Origin of the sequence: Vibrio sp. MM46 (assembly GCF_027587135.1) — a bacterium.
In the GTDB taxonomy this organism is placed as follows: Bacteria; Pseudomonadota; Gammaproteobacteria; order Enterobacterales; family Vibrionaceae; genus Vibrio; species Vibrio harveyi.
In genome coordinates this window covers 42,367-62,386 of record NZ_JAPPTO010000005.1, presented here as the reverse complement: position 1 = coordinate 62,386, position 20,020 = coordinate 42,367, and the positions used below count along the sequence as shown (strand labels likewise).

General features: G+C 43.9%; 19 protein-coding genes. 2 read left to right on the top strand and 17 right to left on the bottom strand.

Going from position 1 to position 20,020, the window contains the following annotated elements; translation table 11 throughout:
- Positions 1-62: 62 nt before the first annotated feature.
- The 16 genes from pheT to thrS form a co-directional block, all read right to left on the bottom strand.
- Complete coding sequence (gene pheT / locus OH459_RS07330) at positions 63-2,450, bottom strand: phenylalanine--tRNA ligase subunit beta (RefSeq protein WP_269986233.1); 2,388 nt, start codon at positions 2,448-2,450, stop codon at positions 63-65.
- 18 nt (positions 2,451-2,468) lie between these two features.
- Positions 2,469-3,452: a phenylalanine--tRNA ligase subunit alpha gene (pheS, locus tag OH459_RS07325; RefSeq protein ID WP_005439802.1), complete on the bottom strand. Its 984-nt coding sequence runs from the start codon at positions 3,450-3,452 to the stop codon at positions 2,469-2,471.
- A 281-nt stretch (positions 3,453-3,733) separates the two neighbouring features.
- Positions 3,734-4,858 (bottom strand): GGDEF domain-containing protein, encoded by a 1,125-nt coding sequence (locus tag OH459_RS07320; RefSeq protein ID WP_029791128.1) that lies wholly within the window; start codon positions 4,856-4,858, stop codon positions 3,734-3,736.
- Positions 4,859-5,035: 177 nt separating this feature from the next.
- Positions 5,036-6,217 carry a hypothetical protein gene (locus OH459_RS07315; protein ID WP_269986228.1) on the bottom strand — a complete coding sequence of 394 codons (1,182 nt, stop codon included), beginning with the start codon at positions 6,215-6,217 and terminating at the stop codon, positions 5,036-5,038.
- A gap of 9 nt (positions 6,218-6,226) precedes the next feature.
- Positions 6,227-7,018 (bottom strand): outer membrane lipoprotein-sorting protein, encoded by a 792-nt coding sequence (locus OH459_RS07310; RefSeq protein WP_026000346.1) that lies wholly within the window; start codon positions 7,016-7,018, stop codon positions 6,227-6,229.
- A gap of 41 nt (positions 7,019-7,059) precedes the next feature.
- Positions 7,060-9,435, bottom strand: a complete 2,376-nt coding sequence (locus OH459_RS07305; RefSeq protein ID WP_253650504.1) for an efflux RND transporter permease subunit — start codon at positions 9,433-9,435, stop codon at positions 7,060-7,062.
- Positions 9,436-9,636: 201 nt separating this feature from the next.
- Positions 9,637-10,425, bottom strand: a complete 789-nt coding sequence (locus OH459_RS07300) for a TetR/AcrR family transcriptional regulator (protein ID WP_009697355.1) — start codon at positions 10,423-10,425, stop codon at positions 9,637-9,639.
- 170 nt (positions 10,426-10,595) lie between these two features.
- Entirely contained in the window at positions 10,596-11,405 is an 810-nt protein-coding gene (locus tag OH459_RS07295) for a helix-turn-helix domain-containing protein (protein ID WP_005445576.1), read from the bottom strand.
- Positions 11,406-11,752: 347 nt separating this feature from the next.
- Positions 11,753-12,202, bottom strand: a complete 450-nt coding sequence (locus tag OH459_RS07290) for a hypothetical protein (RefSeq protein ID WP_050932775.1) — start codon at positions 12,200-12,202, stop codon at positions 11,753-11,755.
- A gap of 144 nt (positions 12,203-12,346) precedes the next feature.
- On the bottom strand, positions 12,347-12,661 hold the full coding sequence (locus OH459_RS07285) for a heavy metal-binding domain-containing protein (protein WP_005443150.1): 315 nt from the start codon (positions 12,659-12,661) through the stop codon (positions 12,347-12,349).
- Between the two features lies 1 nt (position 12,662).
- On the bottom strand, positions 12,663-13,052 hold the full coding sequence (locus OH459_RS07280; RefSeq protein WP_009697353.1) for a VOC family protein: 390 nt from the start codon (positions 13,050-13,052) through the stop codon (positions 12,663-12,665).
- Positions 13,053-13,064: 12 nt separating this feature from the next.
- Positions 13,065-13,445: a RidA family protein gene (locus tag OH459_RS07275; RefSeq protein ID WP_017190336.1), complete on the bottom strand. Its 381-nt coding sequence runs from the start codon at positions 13,443-13,445 to the stop codon at positions 13,065-13,067.
- 324 nt (positions 13,446-13,769) lie between these two features.
- Entirely contained in the window at positions 13,770-14,123 is a 354-nt protein-coding gene (gene rplT, locus OH459_RS07270; protein ID WP_004727974.1) for a 50S ribosomal protein L20, read from the bottom strand.
- A 40-nt stretch (positions 14,124-14,163) separates the two neighbouring features.
- The gene (gene rpmI, locus OH459_RS07265; RefSeq protein WP_005445589.1) at positions 14,164-14,358 is read right to left on the bottom strand and encodes a 50S ribosomal protein L35; all 195 of its coding nucleotides are present in this window, start codon (positions 14,356-14,358) and stop codon (positions 14,164-14,166) included.
- Between the two features lie 123 nt (positions 14,359-14,481).
- Positions 14,482-15,033 carry a translation initiation factor IF-3 gene (gene infC, locus OH459_RS07260; RefSeq protein WP_074050532.1) on the bottom strand — a complete coding sequence of 184 codons (552 nt, stop codon included), beginning with the start codon at positions 15,031-15,033 and terminating at the stop codon, positions 14,482-14,484.
- A 3-nt stretch (positions 15,034-15,036) separates the two neighbouring features.
- A complete protein-coding gene (gene thrS, locus OH459_RS07255) occupies positions 15,037-16,965 on the bottom strand; it encodes a threonine--tRNA ligase (RefSeq protein WP_269986171.1) in 1,929 nt (642 codons plus the stop codon).
- A 295-nt stretch (positions 16,966-17,260) separates the two neighbouring features.
- Between thrS and OH459_RS07250 the strand changes: the two genes are divergently transcribed.
- On the top strand, positions 17,261-18,250 hold the full coding sequence (locus tag OH459_RS07250) for a DUF3187 family protein (protein ID WP_005445595.1): 990 nt from the start codon (positions 17,261-17,263) through the stop codon (positions 18,248-18,250).
- 4 nt (positions 18,251-18,254) lie between these two features.
- On the opposite strand, the gene OH459_RS07245 is transcribed toward OH459_RS07250, so the two are convergent.
- Positions 18,255-18,998: a sporulation protein gene (locus tag OH459_RS07245; protein WP_009697351.1), complete on the bottom strand. Its 744-nt coding sequence runs from the start codon at positions 18,996-18,998 to the stop codon at positions 18,255-18,257.
- Positions 18,999-19,191: 193 nt separating this feature from the next.
- Here OH459_RS07245 and hutC point away from each other — a divergent pair, with 193 nt between their 5' ends.
- Positions 19,192-19,899 carry a histidine utilization repressor gene (gene hutC / locus OH459_RS07240; RefSeq protein WP_045490278.1) on the top strand — a complete coding sequence of 236 codons (708 nt, stop codon included), beginning with the start codon at positions 19,192-19,194 and terminating at the stop codon, positions 19,897-19,899.
- Positions 19,900-20,020 lie beyond the last annotated feature (121 nt).

Here is a 20,020-nt window from a genome sequence, read left to right as displayed (position 1 = left end):
TATAAAAAAACCCTGCCAAACTGGCAGGGTTTCCATTTCTTAAGAAGATACGTTACATGAGATTAGTCACGTAGAGACGCACCAAACTTCTCAGAAACGTGAGCAACGATAGCGTCAACCGCACCAGCGATATCTGCATCTTCCAGAGTACGCTCAAGTGACTGTAGAGTCAGAGCGATTGCTAGGCTCTTCTTACCTTCTTCAACGCCTTTACCTACGTAAACGTCGAACAGCTTCGCATCTTTAAGGAACTCGCCACCTTGCTCTACGCAAGCGTTAACGATATCACCAGATGCAACAGCTTCATCCACGACTACCGCGATATCACGACGGTTTGAAGGGAATTTAGAAAGTGCTACCGCTTCAGGGATCACTTTGCTGTTGATTGCAGACCATTCGATTTCGAATACGATAGTACGACCATTTAGACCGAACTTACGCTCAAGTTCTGGGTGAACAGTACCGATCACACCCACTTCTTTACCATCTACGATGATTGCCGCAGATTGACCTGGGTGAAGTGCTGGGTGCTTAGCTGCAGCGAAAGAGTACGCTTTTTCGTTAGCAGATAGCTCTAGAATTGCTTCTAGATCGCCTTTAAGGTCGAAGAAATCAACAGTGTTAGTTTCGATATCCCAATGCTCTTCACCGCGAGTACCTGCGATAACACCGGCAAGCATTGGCTCTTGGCGCATACCGTTTTCTGCAGATTCACATGGGATGAAACGTAGACCATATTCAAATAGACGAACGCGTGGCTGTTGACGCTTCTGGTTGTGAACAACCGTGTTCAGCAGACCTTGGATAAGACCAAGACGCATTGCTGACATGTCTGCAGAGATTGGGTTTGGAAGCACTAGAGGCTCAACACCAGGTACAACTAGCTCTTGTTGCTCAGGCTCAACGAAGCTGTATGTGATTGCTTCGTGGTAACCACGGTCAACAAGAAGATCACGAACGCGTTTCAGTGGAAGATCCGCTTCAACGTGGTTGTGCATCTTAAGTGCTGCTGCTGGGTGTTGGTTAGGAATGTTGTCGTAACCGTAGATACGACCAACTTCTTCAATCAAGTCTTGCTCGATAGCGATATCGAAACGCCATGTTGGTGCTACTGCCACCCAACCTTCTTCAGAAGCTTGAACTGTCAAACCTAGGCGCTCTAGGATTTCTACTACGTCAGCATCAGCGATGTGGTGACCTAATAGGTTGTCTAGCTTAGTACGACGTAGAGCAACTTTGTTTGGCTTAGGTAGGTCTGCTTCAGACTCTACAGCAACAACAGGTGCGACTTCACCGCCACAGATCTCAACAAGAAGCTGAGTTGCACGCTCCATTGCGCTAACCTGCAGTGCGTAATCCACACCACGTTCAAAACGCATTGAAGAATCAGTGTGAAGACCGTAACTACGTGCGCGACCACGGATGTGGTCAGGTGCAAAGAATGCACACTCTAGTAGAACGTCTTTAGTTTCCGTTGTTACACCAGACTCTTCACCACCAAAGATACCTGCGATTGCAAGTGCTTTGTTGTGGTCAGCAACAACTAGTGTATCTGCGTTTAGTTCTGCTTCGCTACCGTCAAGAAGTGTTAGCTTCTCACCTTGCTCAGCCATACGAACTACGATGCCACCTTCGATCTTCGCTAGATCGAATGCGTGCATTGGTTGACCTTGCTCTAAAAGAACGTAGTTAGTGATGTCTACTACAGGGTCGATAGAGCGAATACCACAACGACGCAGTTTCTCTTGCATCCATAGTGGCGTTTCAGCTTGAACGTTTACGTTCTTAACAACGCGACCTAGGTAACGTGGACACGCAGCTGGCGCTTTCACTTCGATAGACACTTTATCTTCGATTGAAGCTGCTACTGCTTCTACTGATGGCTCAGTTACGTCAGCGCGGTTTAGTACGCCAACTTCGCGAGCTAGACCACGAATGCTGAAACAGTCAGCGCGGTTTGCTGTTAGGTCTACGTCTACTGTTACGTCGTCTAGACCTAGGAATTCACGGAAATCGGTACCGATTACTGCGTCTTCTGCTAGCTCCATGATGCCATCTGACTCAACATCGATACCTAGTTCAGTGAACGAACAAAGCATGCCGTGAGATGGTTGACCACGTAGTTTTGCTTTTTTGATTTTAAAATCGCCTGGAAGAACAGCACCAACCGTTGCTACTGCTACTTTCAGACCTTGGCGACAGTTGTGTGCGCCACAAACGATGTCTAGAAGCTCTTCTTCACCCACGTCTACTTTAGTAACGCGCAGTTTGTCTGCATCTGGGTGTTGACCACATTCAACAACGTGACCAACTTTAACGCCGTTGAACGAACCTGCTACAGGTAGCACGTCATCAACTTCTAGACCCGCCATTGTAATTTGGTGAGTTAGTTCGTCAGTGGTAATCGAAGGACTAACCCACTCACGAAGCCATGATTCGCTGAATTTCATAGTGATTTATCCCCTGGATTACTTGAACTGTTTTAGGAAACGAAGATCGTTCTCGAAGAACGCACGTAGGTCGTTCACGCCGTAACGAAGCATTGTTAGACGCTCAACACCCATACCGAATGCGAAACCAGAGTATTTTTCAGGATCAATGCCTACGCTACGTAGTACGTTCGGGTGAACCATACCGCAGCCTAGTACTTCTAGCCATTTACCGTTTTTACCTTTCACATCAACTTCAGCTGAAGGCTCAGTGAACGGGAAGTAAGATGGACGGAAACGTACCTCCACTTCCTCTTCGAAGAAGTTGCATAGGAAATCGTGCAGGATGCCTTTCAGCTGTGCGAAGTTTACGTTCTCATCAACCAGCATGCCTTCCACTTGGTGGAACATTGGCGTGTGCGTTTGGTCGTAGTCATTACGGTATACACGACCAGGTGCGATGAAACGGAATGGTGGTTTGCCATTTTCCATCGTACGGATCTGTACGCCTGACGTGTGAGTACGAAGCATCAAATCTGGGTTGAAGAAGAAAGTATCATGGTCAGTACGCGCTGGGTGATCAGCTGCGATGTTTAGTGCATCAAAGTTGTGGAATGCATCTTCGATTTCTGGACCAGACTCAGTGTTAAAGCCAAGTTCACCAAAGAACTTCTCAATACGCTCTACAGTACGAGTAACTGGGTGTAGACCACCGTTCTCGATACGACGACCTGGTAATGTTACGTCGATCGTTTCTGCCGCTAGCTTCGCTTCAAGCTCTGCACGTTGTAGTGCGTCTTTACGAGCTGCGATAGCTTGCTGAACCACGCCTTTCGCTTTGTTGATCTCTTGACCCGCTTCACGGCGTTCTTCTGGTGGTAGTTTACCTAGGCTTTGAAGTTGAGCAGTTAGCTCACCTTTTTTACCTAGATACTGAACACGCACTTCATCAAGTACGACTAGCGATTCTGCAGCTTCAATTGCTGCACTCGCGTTAGCAATGATCTCTTCTAGATGTTGCATCGTTTCCTCATCTACCTATTGGTAGTATCCATAAGGGAGTGATTGGTTTTTTGATAGCTGTACATAGTAGCCAAACCCGCCACCAAGGCCAAATTGAATTATGAAAAGAAGAGGTTATTGAATAAAAAGAACACAAAAACGTAAAAAATGAAGGGTTGCTATGGAATAACCCCTACTTTTTCGTGTTTGTTTTTGCATAAGTAGCTAAAGAATACGCCACATAGATTTTCACCAAACAGTGAAAAAATTGGGTTCTCTGGCGTTCTAATGTGAATGACGAGTTAGTTCGAAGATATTAGCTTTTGCGATGACCGTACTCGGTTTTTACCGTTTTGTTTTGCTAAGTAAACGCCTTCGTCAGCAACTCGGATCAAATCAGTGTAAGTTTGCATTTCTTCGCGGCGTTCTGCTACCCCGACACTGATGCTGCCTCGCCAAGGTTCGAATGCTGTTGGAACCAGCATGTGAGAGATCTGTTTTCTTACCATCTCGGCAACATGCAACCCACCTTCAAGACCCGTATCCGGGCATATAACAACGAACTCGTCGCCGCCAAGTCGACACACGATATCATCACTGCGAAAAGAGTGTTTTAGCGCTTGTGCAAGTTCTTTTAAGACCAAATCTCCGGCTTCGTGACCACAGGTGTCATTGACTTGCTTAAAGTAATCCGCATCAATCATGATACAAACCAAAGGTAAAGCTCTCACCTCCTCGTTTCTCCACAAGGTCTTGAGAGATTTAATCGCACTTCTTCGGTTCGGCAGTTGAGTCAACGAATCCGTGAGTGATAAAGCCTCTAGCTGCTTATTGGCTTGAGAAAGTTGTATTGTCCTTTCATCCACTTTTTCTTCCAAAACCAGATTAAGCTTCAGTAATTCTCGGTTACGCTCTGAAACTTGTGAAAACAGAGCATTTAGCGCATCCAGCAATGGCGCAGTGGATGCGTTGGCTTGTTTTTCTTGTTCATCATACGCCGCCCTCGGTGACATCCCAGATTGAATGGCAGCCACTTGCTTAGACATATTTTGATCAATACCAAGAATGTGGTAAGCCAACCAATGAATGAGGAAATCCAATAACTGCTCAGCAGCGCGTTTATTGGCATCACTGATAAAGCTCTGCATACTGATGATGTCGCTCATAAATGCGCGATGTACTTGGATATGTTTTTCTAGGTGCTCTGGGTGGATCTCGACCTCTCGCATCAAGTTCTCTTCTTCTTTGAAGTGGAACTCAGCATAGCGAGACAGTTCAAATAATGCCACTTGAATGTCCGTGAGAGTGATGCTGTTTTGCGCCAAAAGTTCGCCGTACTTGTTGATAAATCCAACAAGATATTGGTGCTGTTCATCGACTTCTTCGATGCCTGTTTCAAAATAAGTGTCCCAGCGAAATGAATTCAACGTTACTACCCCTAAGTAAAACCGGAGGGTTTTGTTAGTTGCTTATCGCATCGCTATCAAAACCACAACAAACATAAGGAATAGTAACGATAAATCTTCCTTACAGCTCTAGCAGCCAGTCAAAATAATGACATGGATCTCTTTGCCTTAGAATTTTCGATTTAACTATCTCCCGCACTAAAAATAGTACTGGATAGATAGCTCGATAAAATCATCGTCTCTTGCGAAATACAAGAGGTCCGTTGGCGTGTCATTTTTAAACAACCAAGCATCAATTTGCCACTTAAAATGATTTGAAATGCGGCTGGAAGCCTCAAGTTTTGCGTTGTACACATCGGTATTATCGAGATCTTGTGTGATACCAGTTAGGATTTCGGTGCCATCTTCATCATTAAACGCTAAGCGAACACCTGCAAAGACATCATTTTGACCAATGTTCTGCGCGTTGTTACCACGGCTATCATATAAATACTCACCGATAAGACCCACATCCCATACCGTTTCAAAAGCCCCCACTATCGTGTATTCAAATCCGGTAACAACACCGACATGATTATCAAAACTATCACGATAAACACTTTCAAGTTTCCATAACCAATCTCCCACGATTCCCTGCACATCCAGTCCAACATGGCTCATCAATGCGTAGTAAGGTTTTAGCTCGCCTTGCTCGAATCGAAAATACGGGTCACGGTTCGTTCCATAGACATAGCTCAAGCCGAGATCCCAATCGCCAAACATTTGTGCATACCGCAACGCGACATCTACATGCTTTTCTTCTCGACTCGATTCGTACAACGCATCATCGGAGACAACAGGATCAAACCTCAAACGCCCATCTTTACCCGCGAATGTTCGTTCACGAAAATAAGGCAAGATCATCGCATCCAGCATTCCCCACTCTTTGATGGACGTAAAATGCACCATGGGTTGTCCCAATTTATCTTCGCCATCGACCGCTTCTACCGCATCAATTTGGTTTACAACATCCACTAAGTGCGCAGATTCTGTTACCCCCCAAAACACCTTGCTGATACCAACACGAAGTTCATAGTCATCCCAATAGGTTAAATACAAGGCTTCTCGAATATCAGCATGCGTACGTTCATCATCCATGCTGTCCCAACGATAAAAAGGCGTAAAGGTGAAACTCGCATCACCATCTTGAAGATCCCAGTAGAGCTCTGGTTGCAACACTAGCGATGTTTGCCCTTTGCTCTGCCCTTGAGCACCGGCAGAGAAAAATTGTCGATGCTCAAAGTTAACCTGACCTGCCAATTCAGCGCCAAGCAAAGACGAAGAACAAAGCACAGCCATAATGCTAGCCAAGACTCGGCCAGCAGCGATTGCCCTAGTCATTCAACCTCCCTACTTAACACGCTTGAGGATGTTTTTGTTGAAGTCGTTATCTTTAAGACCGGTCTGGAACGTCAATTCACTGGTTGTCAGTTCTGTACTCTTGCCCGTTTGGTGATTCATCATTGCCATAGTGTGGGCACGCCAGTATTGATTCAGATACTGTTTGTAATCAGAAAACTCTAACGTCTTTAACAACGCACCTTTGCGGTCATAAAATTCTACTTTCAGAGGACGATAATGTGCTTGATCTAGCCAAACCACTTGCTTGGTGTAACCGGAGTTTTTATCTGTCGGGATTTGCTCTAATACAAACGTCTCTTGGTCATTCATCGTTTCATCTTTAAGGTAATTGAAACGGTACTTTTCAATCTCGAATGAGCTCAGGTCTTCATAAGCAAACTCACTGCCCATAAATGGACCAGATTTATTGCGTGAAGCGATACGTTTTACGCGTTTGAGCGCGGGCAGATAGAGCCATTGGTCGTCAGCGCCCACCGTGTGTGAATGATTAAGAAATGCGGTTCCTTTAACATCTCGTGGTTCATCAAAGATAGTTAGCCCTTTATCGCCATCATCAGCGACCTCCAGTGATTTTAGGCGCATCAAGCGAGTACTACTTTCTCCTTGAGCATTGCGAAGTATCATTTGCATGGTGGCAACAGAATCTCCCCAGCCTTGGTCACGCGCTTTGCGCTCTTGTGCAATTTCCAACCCTTTAGCTTCGTCAGCCCAAGTGAGAGGAGCCATTAACAGAGAAATCGATAATGTAACGACATTCAGAGGTTTGCTAAATAACTTCATCATATAGTCCTTGTCTTGTTTTCCTTGAGGGCACTGTTCAATCACAACGATGCCGTAATGTTTTTCTTCGCTTGTGTTTCTGGCGTTTTAGTCTTTGTTTGCTCGACATATGCTGCTTTATCAAAACGCATGAGTAGCGTTGGCAAGAATAAAAAGTCCACGACCAAGGCGATAAAGATCACGATCGCACTAAGCTGCCCCATATCTGCATTTAAGCGAAAGCTCGACATAGCCAATACTGAGAAACCTGCTACCAATACGACGGTAGTGATCCACAGTGCACGACCAACAGTGTGGAAGGCATAACGAACAGCCTGTTCAGCATTTTGTCCTTCTTTTCGTGCTCTTTGATATTTCGAAAGGAAATGAACCGCGTCGTCGACCACAATGCCAAGCGTCAAGGTCACCACGACTGACAGTCCTAGATTGATTTCACCAGAGATCAGCGCCCAAAGACCGAAACCAAGCACGGCCGGGGCAATATTTGGAACCAAGCTGATGAGACCAAGCCTTAGCGAACGCAGCGCAAAGATGAGTAATGCAGAGATCAAAACTAATGTAATTGGTAACGTAGAGAGCATACTTGCCATATTGGTCTCACCAATGTGAGCAAACATCAATGATGGACTCGATGCGACCACATCATATTGCGGTGCATTGTCGGCAAACCACGCGTAGATTCGGTTCTCAAGGTCAACTAATTCAACACTCCCTAAATTATCGACGGTTAACACCATTTTGATCGAAGATTTATCAACATTAATCTGATTATTAAGATCTAAGCCGTACGGCAAAGACATCTCATAGAGTAGAAGGTATTGCGCCGCCAATTCTCTATCTTGTGGTAGTAAGTAGTAACGCTCATCATCAGCGTGCATGTTTTTATTGAGGCGTTTATATACATCCGCGAGCGTTGCAACATGATCTGTCTCAGGCTGTTCGCGAAGCCAATCGGTAAAGTTGCCTATAGCGGTAAGAAAAACAGGATCAGCAATCCCTTGCGACTCATTGGTTTTGATGGCAATGCTGAGATTGGTCATGCCGCTGATACGTGCTTCCATAAAATCGGCAGCTTGACGAAAATCACTGCGATTATCGAAATACTTTACGGATTCATCATTGACTCGATTTAACGGTATCAAGCTTGCACTCACTGCAATAACGATCACTGATATTGGCAGTAACACGTTACGACGTAAAACGACAAAATCTCCTAGCTTGTCCATGAAGTCGGTCCCGCTCTGTGAGGCAGGTTGCTTAACTGAGACTGGTAATAGTGTGAGTAACGCTGGAAGCAGCGTCACTGATAGAAAACAGGCAATCATCACCCCTAATGCCGATAAGTTACCAAAATCTCGCAGCACAGGAGAATCCGACATATTCATCATCAGAAATCCAATTGCGGTTGTAACTGACGTGATTAGGATGGGCATAAAGTTAAGAGAGATACTGCGCTCTATCGAATGTGCCTTACTAAAGCCGTTTTGCATCGACTGGCGCATAGTTGCAATAACATGCACGCAGTCCGCTACAGCCAATGTCATGACCAAGGTTGGCACATTAACCGTCGCAGTGCTTAAAAACATACCAGCCCAACCAGACAACCCCATCGTTGCTATCACCGAGCCAATAATCACAATAAGAGTCGCGACAACACTTAAGAATGAACGCAGCATGATGGTTAAGAACAACAAAATAACCAACAGCATCGTTGGTACTAAGGTAGCGCTATCCTCTTGTGCTGCGGTCATGAAGGCATAGTTCATGGCGATAATACCAGCTTTATGAAACTCAACATTTGGATAGTTTTGCTGATACTGCGCCAGCATCTGATTAATGTGAGCCATCACCTCTTGGACTTCCGCTGTTTTATCAACCTCCGGCAATTGAACGGTGATATTCACGACAGTGACATCGCCTTTTGCAGAGATCAGCGCATTTTTTAACACTGGCTCTGTTAGTGCGATATTTTTTACTTTCGCAATTCGCTCTGGAGTCAACTCATGCTCTTCGTAAAGCAGGTCTTCGACCAAGAGATCATCTTCAACCGCTTCCGTATGCTGGTAATTAGCCAGAGAGTCTACTCGACTCGAATACGGCACTTGCCACGAATCCACTGTTAAGTTTTGTATGAGTTTCAGGATCTCAGGAGTAAACACCTCTCTGCTATCAGGAGCGATCACGATAGCAAGATTGTCTGTTTTGGCGAAGGTGGTTTGAATTTCGTCGAAAGCTAATAACTGCTTATTGCTGCCATCGAAAAAGATATTATAGTCGCCCCGAAAATAGAGATTCTTTGCTCCGATCGTTGCGATAATAACGAGTAATACTGTTGCCAGCAGAACCCAAAGACTGTGCTTGGTTGGTATTTTCCCCCATTGACCGGGGCTTGCTTGTTGAGCTTGGTGGTGTTTCATCACACTCTCCCTTCGTGACGTTTCGTCAAAAAACGGAGTTAAAAAAGCAGCTTACGCTGTTCTCTAATTCCAGATGCGTTAATAACGCAGTTTTGGCACTCTAGGGATCAAAAATCCTGATACCAAAACAATCGTTATTGACGATCCGTCAAATAGTGTGACTAAAAAACCAATCGAATAACCGATTGGTTTATACCCTACTCAGCGATTGACTGAATCAAGGTAAGCAATTTCTTCGCTAAATAGTTCCTGCTCAACTCGACGCCAGGTTTTGCGGTAATCCCAATCTGTTGAGAGAGGTAACCACCCTAATCCATCAAGTAACATATTCGCATTGTGTAATACCGAAAACGGATCTTGCAAACGCTGAATACATCGACTGTTAGATGCATTTTGCGCCAAAGCATTAGAACCAAACGCAATCGACCAATTGGCAAAAACAATCGCATCAGCACCAACAGCAGGAGAGAATTTTAAATCTCCAATTTCCACGGCGTGGTTTACTAATGCGTCCGCTCCAGATATTACTTCTTCTTCCAGCTTGTTCAATTCATTCAGTCGAGCGGGTGAAGCTTTCTCTATCACCCAAGGAGTTTTGGCGACAATAGCGCAAGTCGACAATACGGGTTCCATACGGGCGTAAATACGATACCCAACATGCATTGCAATGATCTTTTCACGCGTGTTGCCATCAAAATTTGCCGTACGCTCAAAAAACACCGCCTCACTTTTCAGTGAGTGTATACAAAGTGCAAGGATCACATCTTCTTTGCTGCAAAAATGGTTATAGATGGTCCCTTTTGAATACGGACTGGCAGCCGTTAGCTTATCCATCGTGAGGTTAGCAAAGCCTTGTTCTTGCACTAAAGATTTAGCCAGTTGAACTAATTCGACCTCGCGATCAGCGATCGCCTGCTGTTTCTTAGTCAAACCAGAAGCAATTCGGCCTCCCTCTTGCTTGTCATCTTTGTTGCAACCAAAGTTAAACATACTTCCTCGTCCCGTATCCCTGTGTAACTCAAATGAATTGTAACACGAATATGGTTTGCAGAAACGCCATCACATTTCTGACGAATCGTCATAATTGACACTTCGTCATATTAGTTCATTAAATAAACATTTCAAGGGTGAATCTATAAATCACTAAAAATAACTAGAAGCTATATCGAAAGGCTTGGTTTATCCCCAGCCGAAGCGATAGCGTAGCGAATGTCATCAATGAAGTTGACTTCTGTTTGTACAATACCATCAGAAAACGTTACAGGCTGATGCGGACCTGCTATAAGCAAAACATTGGTAAAGTCTGACACATTAAAGTTCTCTGCAACGACGTTTTTAGAATGAAAATCTAACACGGTTTTCGCCATCTGCTCTTCTAAGATAAGTAGCTGTTCTTCCGTGATTTTCATTCGCGATAGCGCTACACGTACACACTTCTCATGTGTAGTCGTTTGTTCTTTAAGGATCTCGGTGTACTTCTCGTTAAGTTTAGAGTTTTCTGCATAGCTGTAATAAAGCGGACCGTGAAGCGTGATGTTGTTATCTTCGTCCACATAAACCAAATCAAGCAGCTCTAGAGCACCAAGGTAGTCAGACATGCTTTGCTTTGAGAGATCATACTTTTTCATAAGAATGGTGTAGCCATCCTTCCCCCTCAGCATTCGAAGTTCTCGATAAAAATCGTAAAGATGCGGAAACTGGAAAAAGACTTCATCCTGCGTACGACTGAAATAGTCCTGATCCTCAGCTTGTAGCTGATTTGCCAGCTTTTGAAGCTCATCGAGGGTACAATCCACAGCTCGACAATACTCAAGTAGCTTATCAAGACCTAGGTTAGTGCTAGTTAAATGACGTTTAAAAGTGGACAACGGCATGCCCATTTTCTCAGATAACTCTCGATATGTTAGCCCTTTGGTTTTGATCGCTTGTCGTAATGCGGCTAACAAGTACTCGGGAGTGAGTTCTCTCATCTACAATTCCTTATGGCAATGTTACAACTGAATGGTATTTGTAACAATTTAGAACCAATTGGCAAGCCATAAGTTCATATTTTTATAAGAAAACAGTGAATTAATATACCCAACATCACATTTAGATGAGCAATACCGCCACCAGAAATGCATTCAGTTTCATTATATCTAATCAATTAAACACATCATAAATACGGTATAACATCCATAGCCCGTCGCATTTCATGCTGATTTATGGAAACTACTCGAATACTTTCGACTTTGAAAGACGTTCATTTTTAGAATAATCACATTAAAACGCACACGCCAAAAAACTGCATATATATGCAACAAAATAGTTCTATTTCTTAAGGCTGAACTTTCTCTGCCACATTCTGTTCAGTGTCAACTATATGGGAGCGCAAAAAACGTAAATGGATAATAGAAATCCCAACGATGATGAGTGGAACATAGATACTCGTTATTGAGTTTGCGATGTAGATCAGAGTCATTTTAAGTTTACCGACAACGCCAACTGAATGAGACCAGCCCTCTGTATTCCCGTCTGAAAAAATACCAAAAGCAAGGTAATACAACATCAGATACAACAGAATAGATTCTTTCCATTGCCCTTCATTCAAATGCCCGACAGCACTCCAAGATACAAATAATGACAAGAATAAAAGAACAAGTAGACCTAAGAAGTCGATAGGAAAAGACAACATGGTCACGAGTAAATTACCTTTAGCTGCTAGCGTCGCTACCAGTAAGCACACGCAGAACGTCACAATTGCATTATTTAAAACTGTATCACGCATAAATTCGCCTCCTTTTTTAGGAGGCGAATTATGAGATAAAAACAGCCATTGACGCTTAGTTAAAAATGGAGAAACGAGCTACCTCTAACGATTTCATCTTTATTGCACATAAGTTTGCAACACGCTGTGCAAAATCATACTTTATTAAACGAGCTTTACTGCCGTACCAAAGGCAAGAATCTCTGATGAACCGTCCACAATCGAACTGGTGGTAAAACGAATACCGACAACAGCATCTGCTCCTAGGTTCGCGGCATCCTCTACCATTCGTTGAATAGCGATATTTCGGGCTTCAGTCATCATTTCGGTGTAGCCACGAATCTCACCACCAACAATGCTTTTTAAGCCAGCCATGAAGTCACGCCCAATGTGCTTTGACTGAACCACATTGCCCGTCACGACCCCTTTTATCTCCGCAATTTCACGCCCTGGAATCGTCTCGGTTGTTGAATAAATCATGTTATACCTCAGCAAGATAATTAGATAACTCAATTAAGTTACCATCTGGGTCTCTAATGTAAACCGATAGGATGTTACCAATTGCACCTGTCCGTTGAACAGGACCATCAATAACCTCGACAGAATGGGAGTCTAAATGGGAGAGCACATTTGCAATTGGCGTATCACATACAAAACATAAATCAGCACTCCCAGAAGCTACTTGACTTGCCTTAGGTTCAAATTCATTGCCAAGCTGATGCAAATTGATCTTCTGCCTTCCATACACAAGTGCAACACGCCCCTCACCAAAGGTGATGCTTTCCATACCAAGCACTCGCTCATAAAAATCCACCGTGGTTGCTATGTCTTTTACTGTTAAAACCAAATGGTCTAATCGATTTATTTTCATCCCTACCTCTTATTACAACGCCTCGCTTGAGATTACTGCCTCTATTTCTATTGCCAAATCAGCATGGATCAAGGCACTTACTTCCACCAGCGAACACGCCGGCAAGTAGCCCTCATAGAAATCAAATAGTACTGAACGAATCGCCGCGAGTTGACTCATATCAGTAATAAACACCGTCAACTTCACCAGATCACGCTTCTCTCGTTGCTCTTCAGCCAGTATTTGCGATAGATAAGATAAAACTGTCTTTGTTTGATCTACTAGCCCCTCAGCTTGGCTCGAAGAGCCTAACGCAGTCAACCCTGAAACATATAAGGTCTCACAGTGTCTAGTAGCATGAACATAAGGACCTGAAACCTGTGGCAAAAATTCATAACTGATTCGTTGAACCATACACTCCTTCCCTAGCGGTTAAATTTTCGTTTGTTCAGTTGCTCTTTCTAGTCGTGGAGCAACGCCATAGTTCCCTTAATGATGTCCTCTAACGGCTGCGCCTTGGTGTCTTTCCTAGCTCTTTTGCTCGTTATGCCGATAAACCCTACCACAGATTAATAACAAAATGATTTAGCAAGCACTGAGATGGAAGTGAGAAGTGAGAAGTGAGAAGTGAGAAGTGAGAAGTGAGAAGTGAGAAGTGAGAAAACTTACGGATAACAAAACAAAAAGCAATAAAAAAGGAGAGCTAATGCTCTCCTTCTCTTAATCCTAAACTGCTAATTAAAGAGCAGCTTTCGCTTTTTCAACTAGAACAGCAAATGCTGCTTTGTCGAATACTGCGATGTCCGCTAGGATCTTACGGTCGATCTCGATAGATGCTTTCTTAAGACCGTTGATGAAACGGCTGTAAGATAGACCATTTTGACGAGATGCCGCGTTGATACGTGCAATCCATAGTTGACGGAATTGACGTTTCTTAGCGCGACGGTCACGGTAAGCGTATTGACCAGCTTTAGTAACTGCTTGGAAAGCTACGCGGTAAACACGTGAACGTGCACCGTAGTAACCTTTAGCTTGTTTTAGAACTTTCTTATGACGTGCACGAGCTTGTACACCACGTTTTACGCGAGGCATTATGCTTCTCCTAAACTAAACGATTGATAACTAAAAAGAATTAAGCGTATGGCATCATACGAACAACTGCAGCCACTTCACAACGAGGAAGGATTGAGTTTGGACGTAGTTGACGCTTGTTCTTAGTAGTACGCTTAGTCAGGATGTGACGTTTTGTAGCGTGCTTGTACTTAATACCACCAGCAGTTTTCTTAAAACGCTTAGCAGCACCTTTGTTGGTTTTCATCTTAGGCATGATGAATAACTCCGCATTGAGTAGGTTTAATAAACAACGTAATTAGGGCGAACAAAACCCAGCCGCTATACCTTTTATTAGAAGGAAAGGCGGCTAGGTCTTAATTACTTGATGAGCCGTTAATTACTTCTTTTTAGGGGCAAGAACCATGATCATCTGACGACCTTCGATCTTACTTGGGAAAGATTCCACTACAGCAAAGTCTACAGTGTCTTCTTTCAAGCGATGAAGAACGTCAACACCGATGTCTTGGTGTGCCATTTCTCGGCCACGGAAGCGAATTGTTACCTTCACTTTGTTGCCTTCTTCAAGGAAACGCGTCAGGTTGCGTAGTTTTACCTGATAGTCTCCAATATCAGTTCCAGGACGGAATTTTACTTCCTTAATCTGAACCTGTTTTTGCTTTTTCTTCTGCTCTTTAGCAGATTTGCTCTTTTCAAAGAGGAATTTGCCGTAGTCCATAACACGACAGACTGGCGGCTCAGCGTTAGGACTGATCTCCACAAGATCCATGCCTGCTTCTTCAGCAGCTGCGATCGCTTCTTGAATCGATACAACACCAACTGATTCACCGTCAGCGCCAGTTAGTCGAACTTCACGAACGCCACGAATTTCACCGTTCATACGGTGTGGGTTTTGTTTTACCGGCTGTTGGCCGCGTCTTCCGCCTTTAATAGCTTATTCCTCCAGATTGAGCTTACGGCTAGAGATCTCGTCTTGGATGTATGCGATAAAGTCATCCACTTTAAATTTACCGAGATCTTTACCTTTACGAGTACGTACTGCGATTTCGCCTGCTTCCATCTCTTGGTCACCGACAACAAGCATATACGGTACACGCTTCAAAGTGTGTTCGCGGATTTTAAAGCCAATCTTCTCATTTCTCAAGTCCGCTTTAGCTCTAATTCCACTTTTTTGTAGTTTTTGTACTACTTCCTGAACATAATCTGACTGTTTATCAGTAATGTTCATAAGAATTGCCTGTTCTGGCGCCAACCAAGTTGGGAAGAAACCAGCATATTCTTCGATAAGGATACCAATGAAACGCTCTAGTGAACCTAGAATTGCACGGTGAATCATTACCGGTACAAGACGTTCATTGTTTTCACCTACGTAAGTTGCACCTAGGCGACCTGGTAGGTTGAAGTCTAACTGAACAGTACCACACTGCCACGCACGGTCTAGACAGTCGTATAGCGTGAATTCAATCTTAGGACCGTAGAACGCACCCTCACCTTCTTGAATTTCGTATGGGATTTCCATCGATTCAAGAGATTGTTTCAATGCTTCTTCAGATTGATCCCAGATTTCGTCTGAACCTACACGTTTTTCTGGACGAGTAGACAGTTTCACTACGATGTTGTCGAAACCAAATGTTTGGTACGTATCGTACACCATCTTGATACAGTTTGTTACTTCTTCTTGAATTTGGCTCTCAGTACAGAAAATGTGAGCGTCATCCTGAGTAAAGCCACGTACACGCATAATACCGTGTAGTGCACCAGATGGTTCGTTACGGTGACATGAGCCGAACTCAGCCATACGTAGCGGTAGGTCACGGTACGATTTTAGACCTTGGTTAAAGATCTGTACGTGACCTGGACAGTTCATTGGCTTAATCGCGTATTCACGGTTTTCAGAAGAAGTTGTGAACATCGCATCAGCGTATTTGTCCCAATGACCAGAGCGTTCCCAAAGAACTCGGTCCATCATTAGCGGACCTTTTACTTCTTGGTAACCGTACTCATCTAGCTTAGCGCGAATGAATACTTCTAGATCACGGAAGATAGACCAACCATTGTGATGCCAGAACACCATACCCGGCGCTTCTTGCTGCATGTGGAATAGGTCTAGTTGCTTACCAATCTTACGGTGGTCGCGCTTCGCCGCTTCTTCTAGGCGAGTTAGGTGCGCTTTCAGAGCTTTCTTATCGTGGAAAGCTGTACCGTAGATACGTTGAAGCATTTTGTTGTCGCTGTTACCACGCCAGTATGCGCCTGCCACATTTAATAGTGTGAAATGTTGACAGAAGCTCATGTTAGGTACGTGTGGACCACGACACATGTCGATGTATTCTTCATGGTGGTAAAGACCTGGACGATCATCACGAGATACGTTTTCGTCTAGGATTTCCACTTTGTATGGTTCTTCACGTGATTCAAACGTATCACGTGCTTCCTGCCAGCTTACTTTTTTCTTAACCACTTCGTACTTGGTTTTCGCTAGCTCTTTCATACGCTTTTCAATCTTTTCAAGATCGTCTTGCGTTAGAGACTCGTCTAGGTCGATGTCGTAGTAGAAGCCGTTGTCGATTGTTGGACCAATCGCCATTTTAGCTTGAGGGTAAAGCTGCTTAAGAGCGTGACCAAGAAGGTGAGCACAAGAGTGACGAACGATTTCTAGACCGTCCACTTCATCTTTAACTGTGATGATCTCTAGGCTTGCGTCTTCTTCAATTAGGTCACACGCATCTACGCGGTTACCATTTACACGACCAGCGATAGTTGCTTTTACAAGACCAGGACCGATCGATTGCGCAACTTCCATAGTAGAAACTGGGTTGTCAAATTGACGCTGACTGCCGTCAGGAAGAGTAATAATAGGCATGCTATGTCCTTTACAGTGGTGTTGCACACCAAGCAACACATGTTATTCAAATTAGAAGATATTTCGAAAGTTGATGACGGTCGCTCGGTAACACGAATACCGGACCTTCATCAGAACGAGGATTGTACCTAGCTCACATTTAGAATGCAAAGAGCGATTTCAAAATGTCATCTAAACTTCATTACTACCAATTCAACACTAAGCCCAAATTGTATAATTATTGCAATTGAACAGCATTCAAAACATGAAGACACTATAGTTAATTTATTGAGTAATCTCATTTTAGGCTTTCATCATGATGGATTTAAGATGGCAACCTACTCTTTTGAGTTGCGCCTTGTTTCTAAGTACCCCAGCGTTCAGCGCATCCGATTTGTATGGTCCACTGCGCTCTTATGCGCAATCTCCAATACAAGTGGTCAGTCATACTAACGTACTTCGCTCTGGGTATAGTCTTCCCTCCGGCTACGTTGAAGCATATGGTTCGGGCACCATCGCAAGTGTCTGGGCTCACACAAGCGATTATTCTCTCGATTACTATCACAACCAACTTGAACTCGGTGGAAAATGGCAAATCAATGACCAGTGGCAATGGGAACTGAACTATCGTTGGGTCTTTGCTGCAGACAACCATTTAGATGGACTGACCGAAAGCTTTCACGACCTATTTGGTATCGGACAAAATGGACGAGATGAAGTCGACAAGAACCGCTTTTATATGTCGATGCCCGAGTACGACATTTTAATAGAGGATTTTGAAGGTGAAACACTGGCAAACAACCTCTCAACGTATATCCAATACCAAATAATACAAAATGAACATCATGGTTTGTCTGTCGGTGGTAGTCTCTACTATAACGATGTCGCTCACGGCTCCTTTAAAGGAAGCAGTTTTGAGCAAGGAGTACAAATTAACTACAGCTACCGACTCAATGCAGCCAATGTATTCTATTCCATGGCGGGGATGACGTTTCGAAATAGTGATCGAGCGCTTGTTGACTTCCCATACCGGCACAACACGGCAGCGCTTGCAGGCGGATATCGTTATGCGTTAAACAACAATCACCACTTTATCCTTGAATATCATTGGTATCAGGGCTCCACTGAAGGTCCAAGCGAGTTTGCTGACGCATCGAATGAGTTTGTTATTGGTTATCGCTATTTGATGGAGAACTCTGCCATTGAAATCATGGCGATTGAGAATGCGAGAAACATGGATAACAGTACCGATATCGCCTTCACTTTTGGATATCGGTACCTATTCGTTCCAGAAACGGAAAGTTAGATGTTTACAGATTCAATGTCGGCGCAACTGCTGCCGCAACTTCTGAATCAGAAGCTCCAATCGGTAACGAGAAAGAACGGTATTGATCGCCTGACATACTAAATGAACGGTCGATCTCTGCTAAACAGTGGATAATCCCACCATCTAGGATAAATGAGAGTTCGATCTCTTTAGTTGACACAAAACCGTTATTACGAAATTCCAGTTCTTGATAGATACCCGAGCGTGAAGAGAACGTATTGCCACGCAAGAAGCCTTTCTCGACATCCGCTTTCACCATAGTAAAACCCGCTTGTTCGATGGCTTGGATTACACGCGAAGCGACTGGTAACGGCTTAACCTCGATGTAATCTCTATCACGCGGGTCAATCGCAAAGCCAATATCTAGCGTAGTTTCTACCCAAACATGGCATTGATTTTTCTGTGCACTCACAGCTGTGATTGGTGTTTCGTCATGAAGTTTGAGCTCGAATGGCACTTGTTTTTCTTCATTCGGTTGAATTACAAACGGTTCGACCGCTTTAAGTTGGTCTATCGTGAAAGTTTGGTAACTGATACTGTCATCCACTTCCACTTTCATTTCGGTATTGAGCTTGATGGTAATGGCATCAATTTGTTGCTCTACGTCACCACCTTTGATTTGAACATGACCGCGCAGTGTTGCCCCTTGGTACACGCTCATTTCATCTAAGATCGTATCGACTTTAGCTGAGCCGATCCCAAGCGACGCTTTGAGTTTTTTAAACATGCGATTCCTTTGTGACTGTCTATTTTCATTGTTTTGATAAGTCTCTGTTTACACAACTGTAGAAACTCCTGCAAGTAATAGACGACAAGAATGCGGACTAATTCCTTTTATCACTGCACAAAATAGGTATGTTTGTTTGCAATTTGTCCATAGATTACGCACTATTTGTATAGTCAATTAAAAGGAAATCTTTATGTCTGCGCCACTCTACATGCAAATCAAGCAATTCATCCTCGATAAAATTGACTCGGGAGAGTGGATAGTTGGGCATCGTATTGCGACAGAGATCGAGTTGACTGAGCAGTTTGGTGTGAGTCGAATGACCGTCAACAAAGCCATTCGGGACTTAGTCAATGAGGGGAAACTGCAACGTCGCCCTCGCCTTGGGACTTTTGTTTGTGATCCGGCGGAGAAATCAGAATCGCCCCTTTTAGACATTCGCAATATTGCCGATGAAATCAGTAATCGCGGACGAGAACACCGCAGCGCAGTGTTACAACAAATCGCTATAAAAGCCGATGACGCTATTGCAACCAAGCTTGGCGTGATGTTAGGCACAACAGTATTTTATAGTGAAATCATACACTTTGAAGATAACAACCCGATTCAACTTGAACTGCGTTGGGTCAACAGTCAATACGCACCAAATTATCTACAACAAGACTTCACTTGTAAGACGCCAAACCAATACCTATCAGACAATTGTCCACTGAGCGCCATAGAGCATACGGTCGAAGCGATTGTACCGGATGGACGCGTTAAGCAAGACCTGAAAATGCAAGCCAATGAACCGTGCTTACTCCTCAATCGCCGGACTTGGAGCCAAGATAAACTGGTCAGTACAGCCCTTCTGTATCACCCTGGTAACAAGTACAAATTAAGCTCTAAGATCCTGTTATAAACTGGACGTTACTTCTTCGTTTCGATCACATTTCCGCAACATTAGTCTTGTCAGTGATGCTTTTTTCTCCTATTTATTTGTATATACATTTAAAGAATACGAATTGAAAGGAACGACAAGA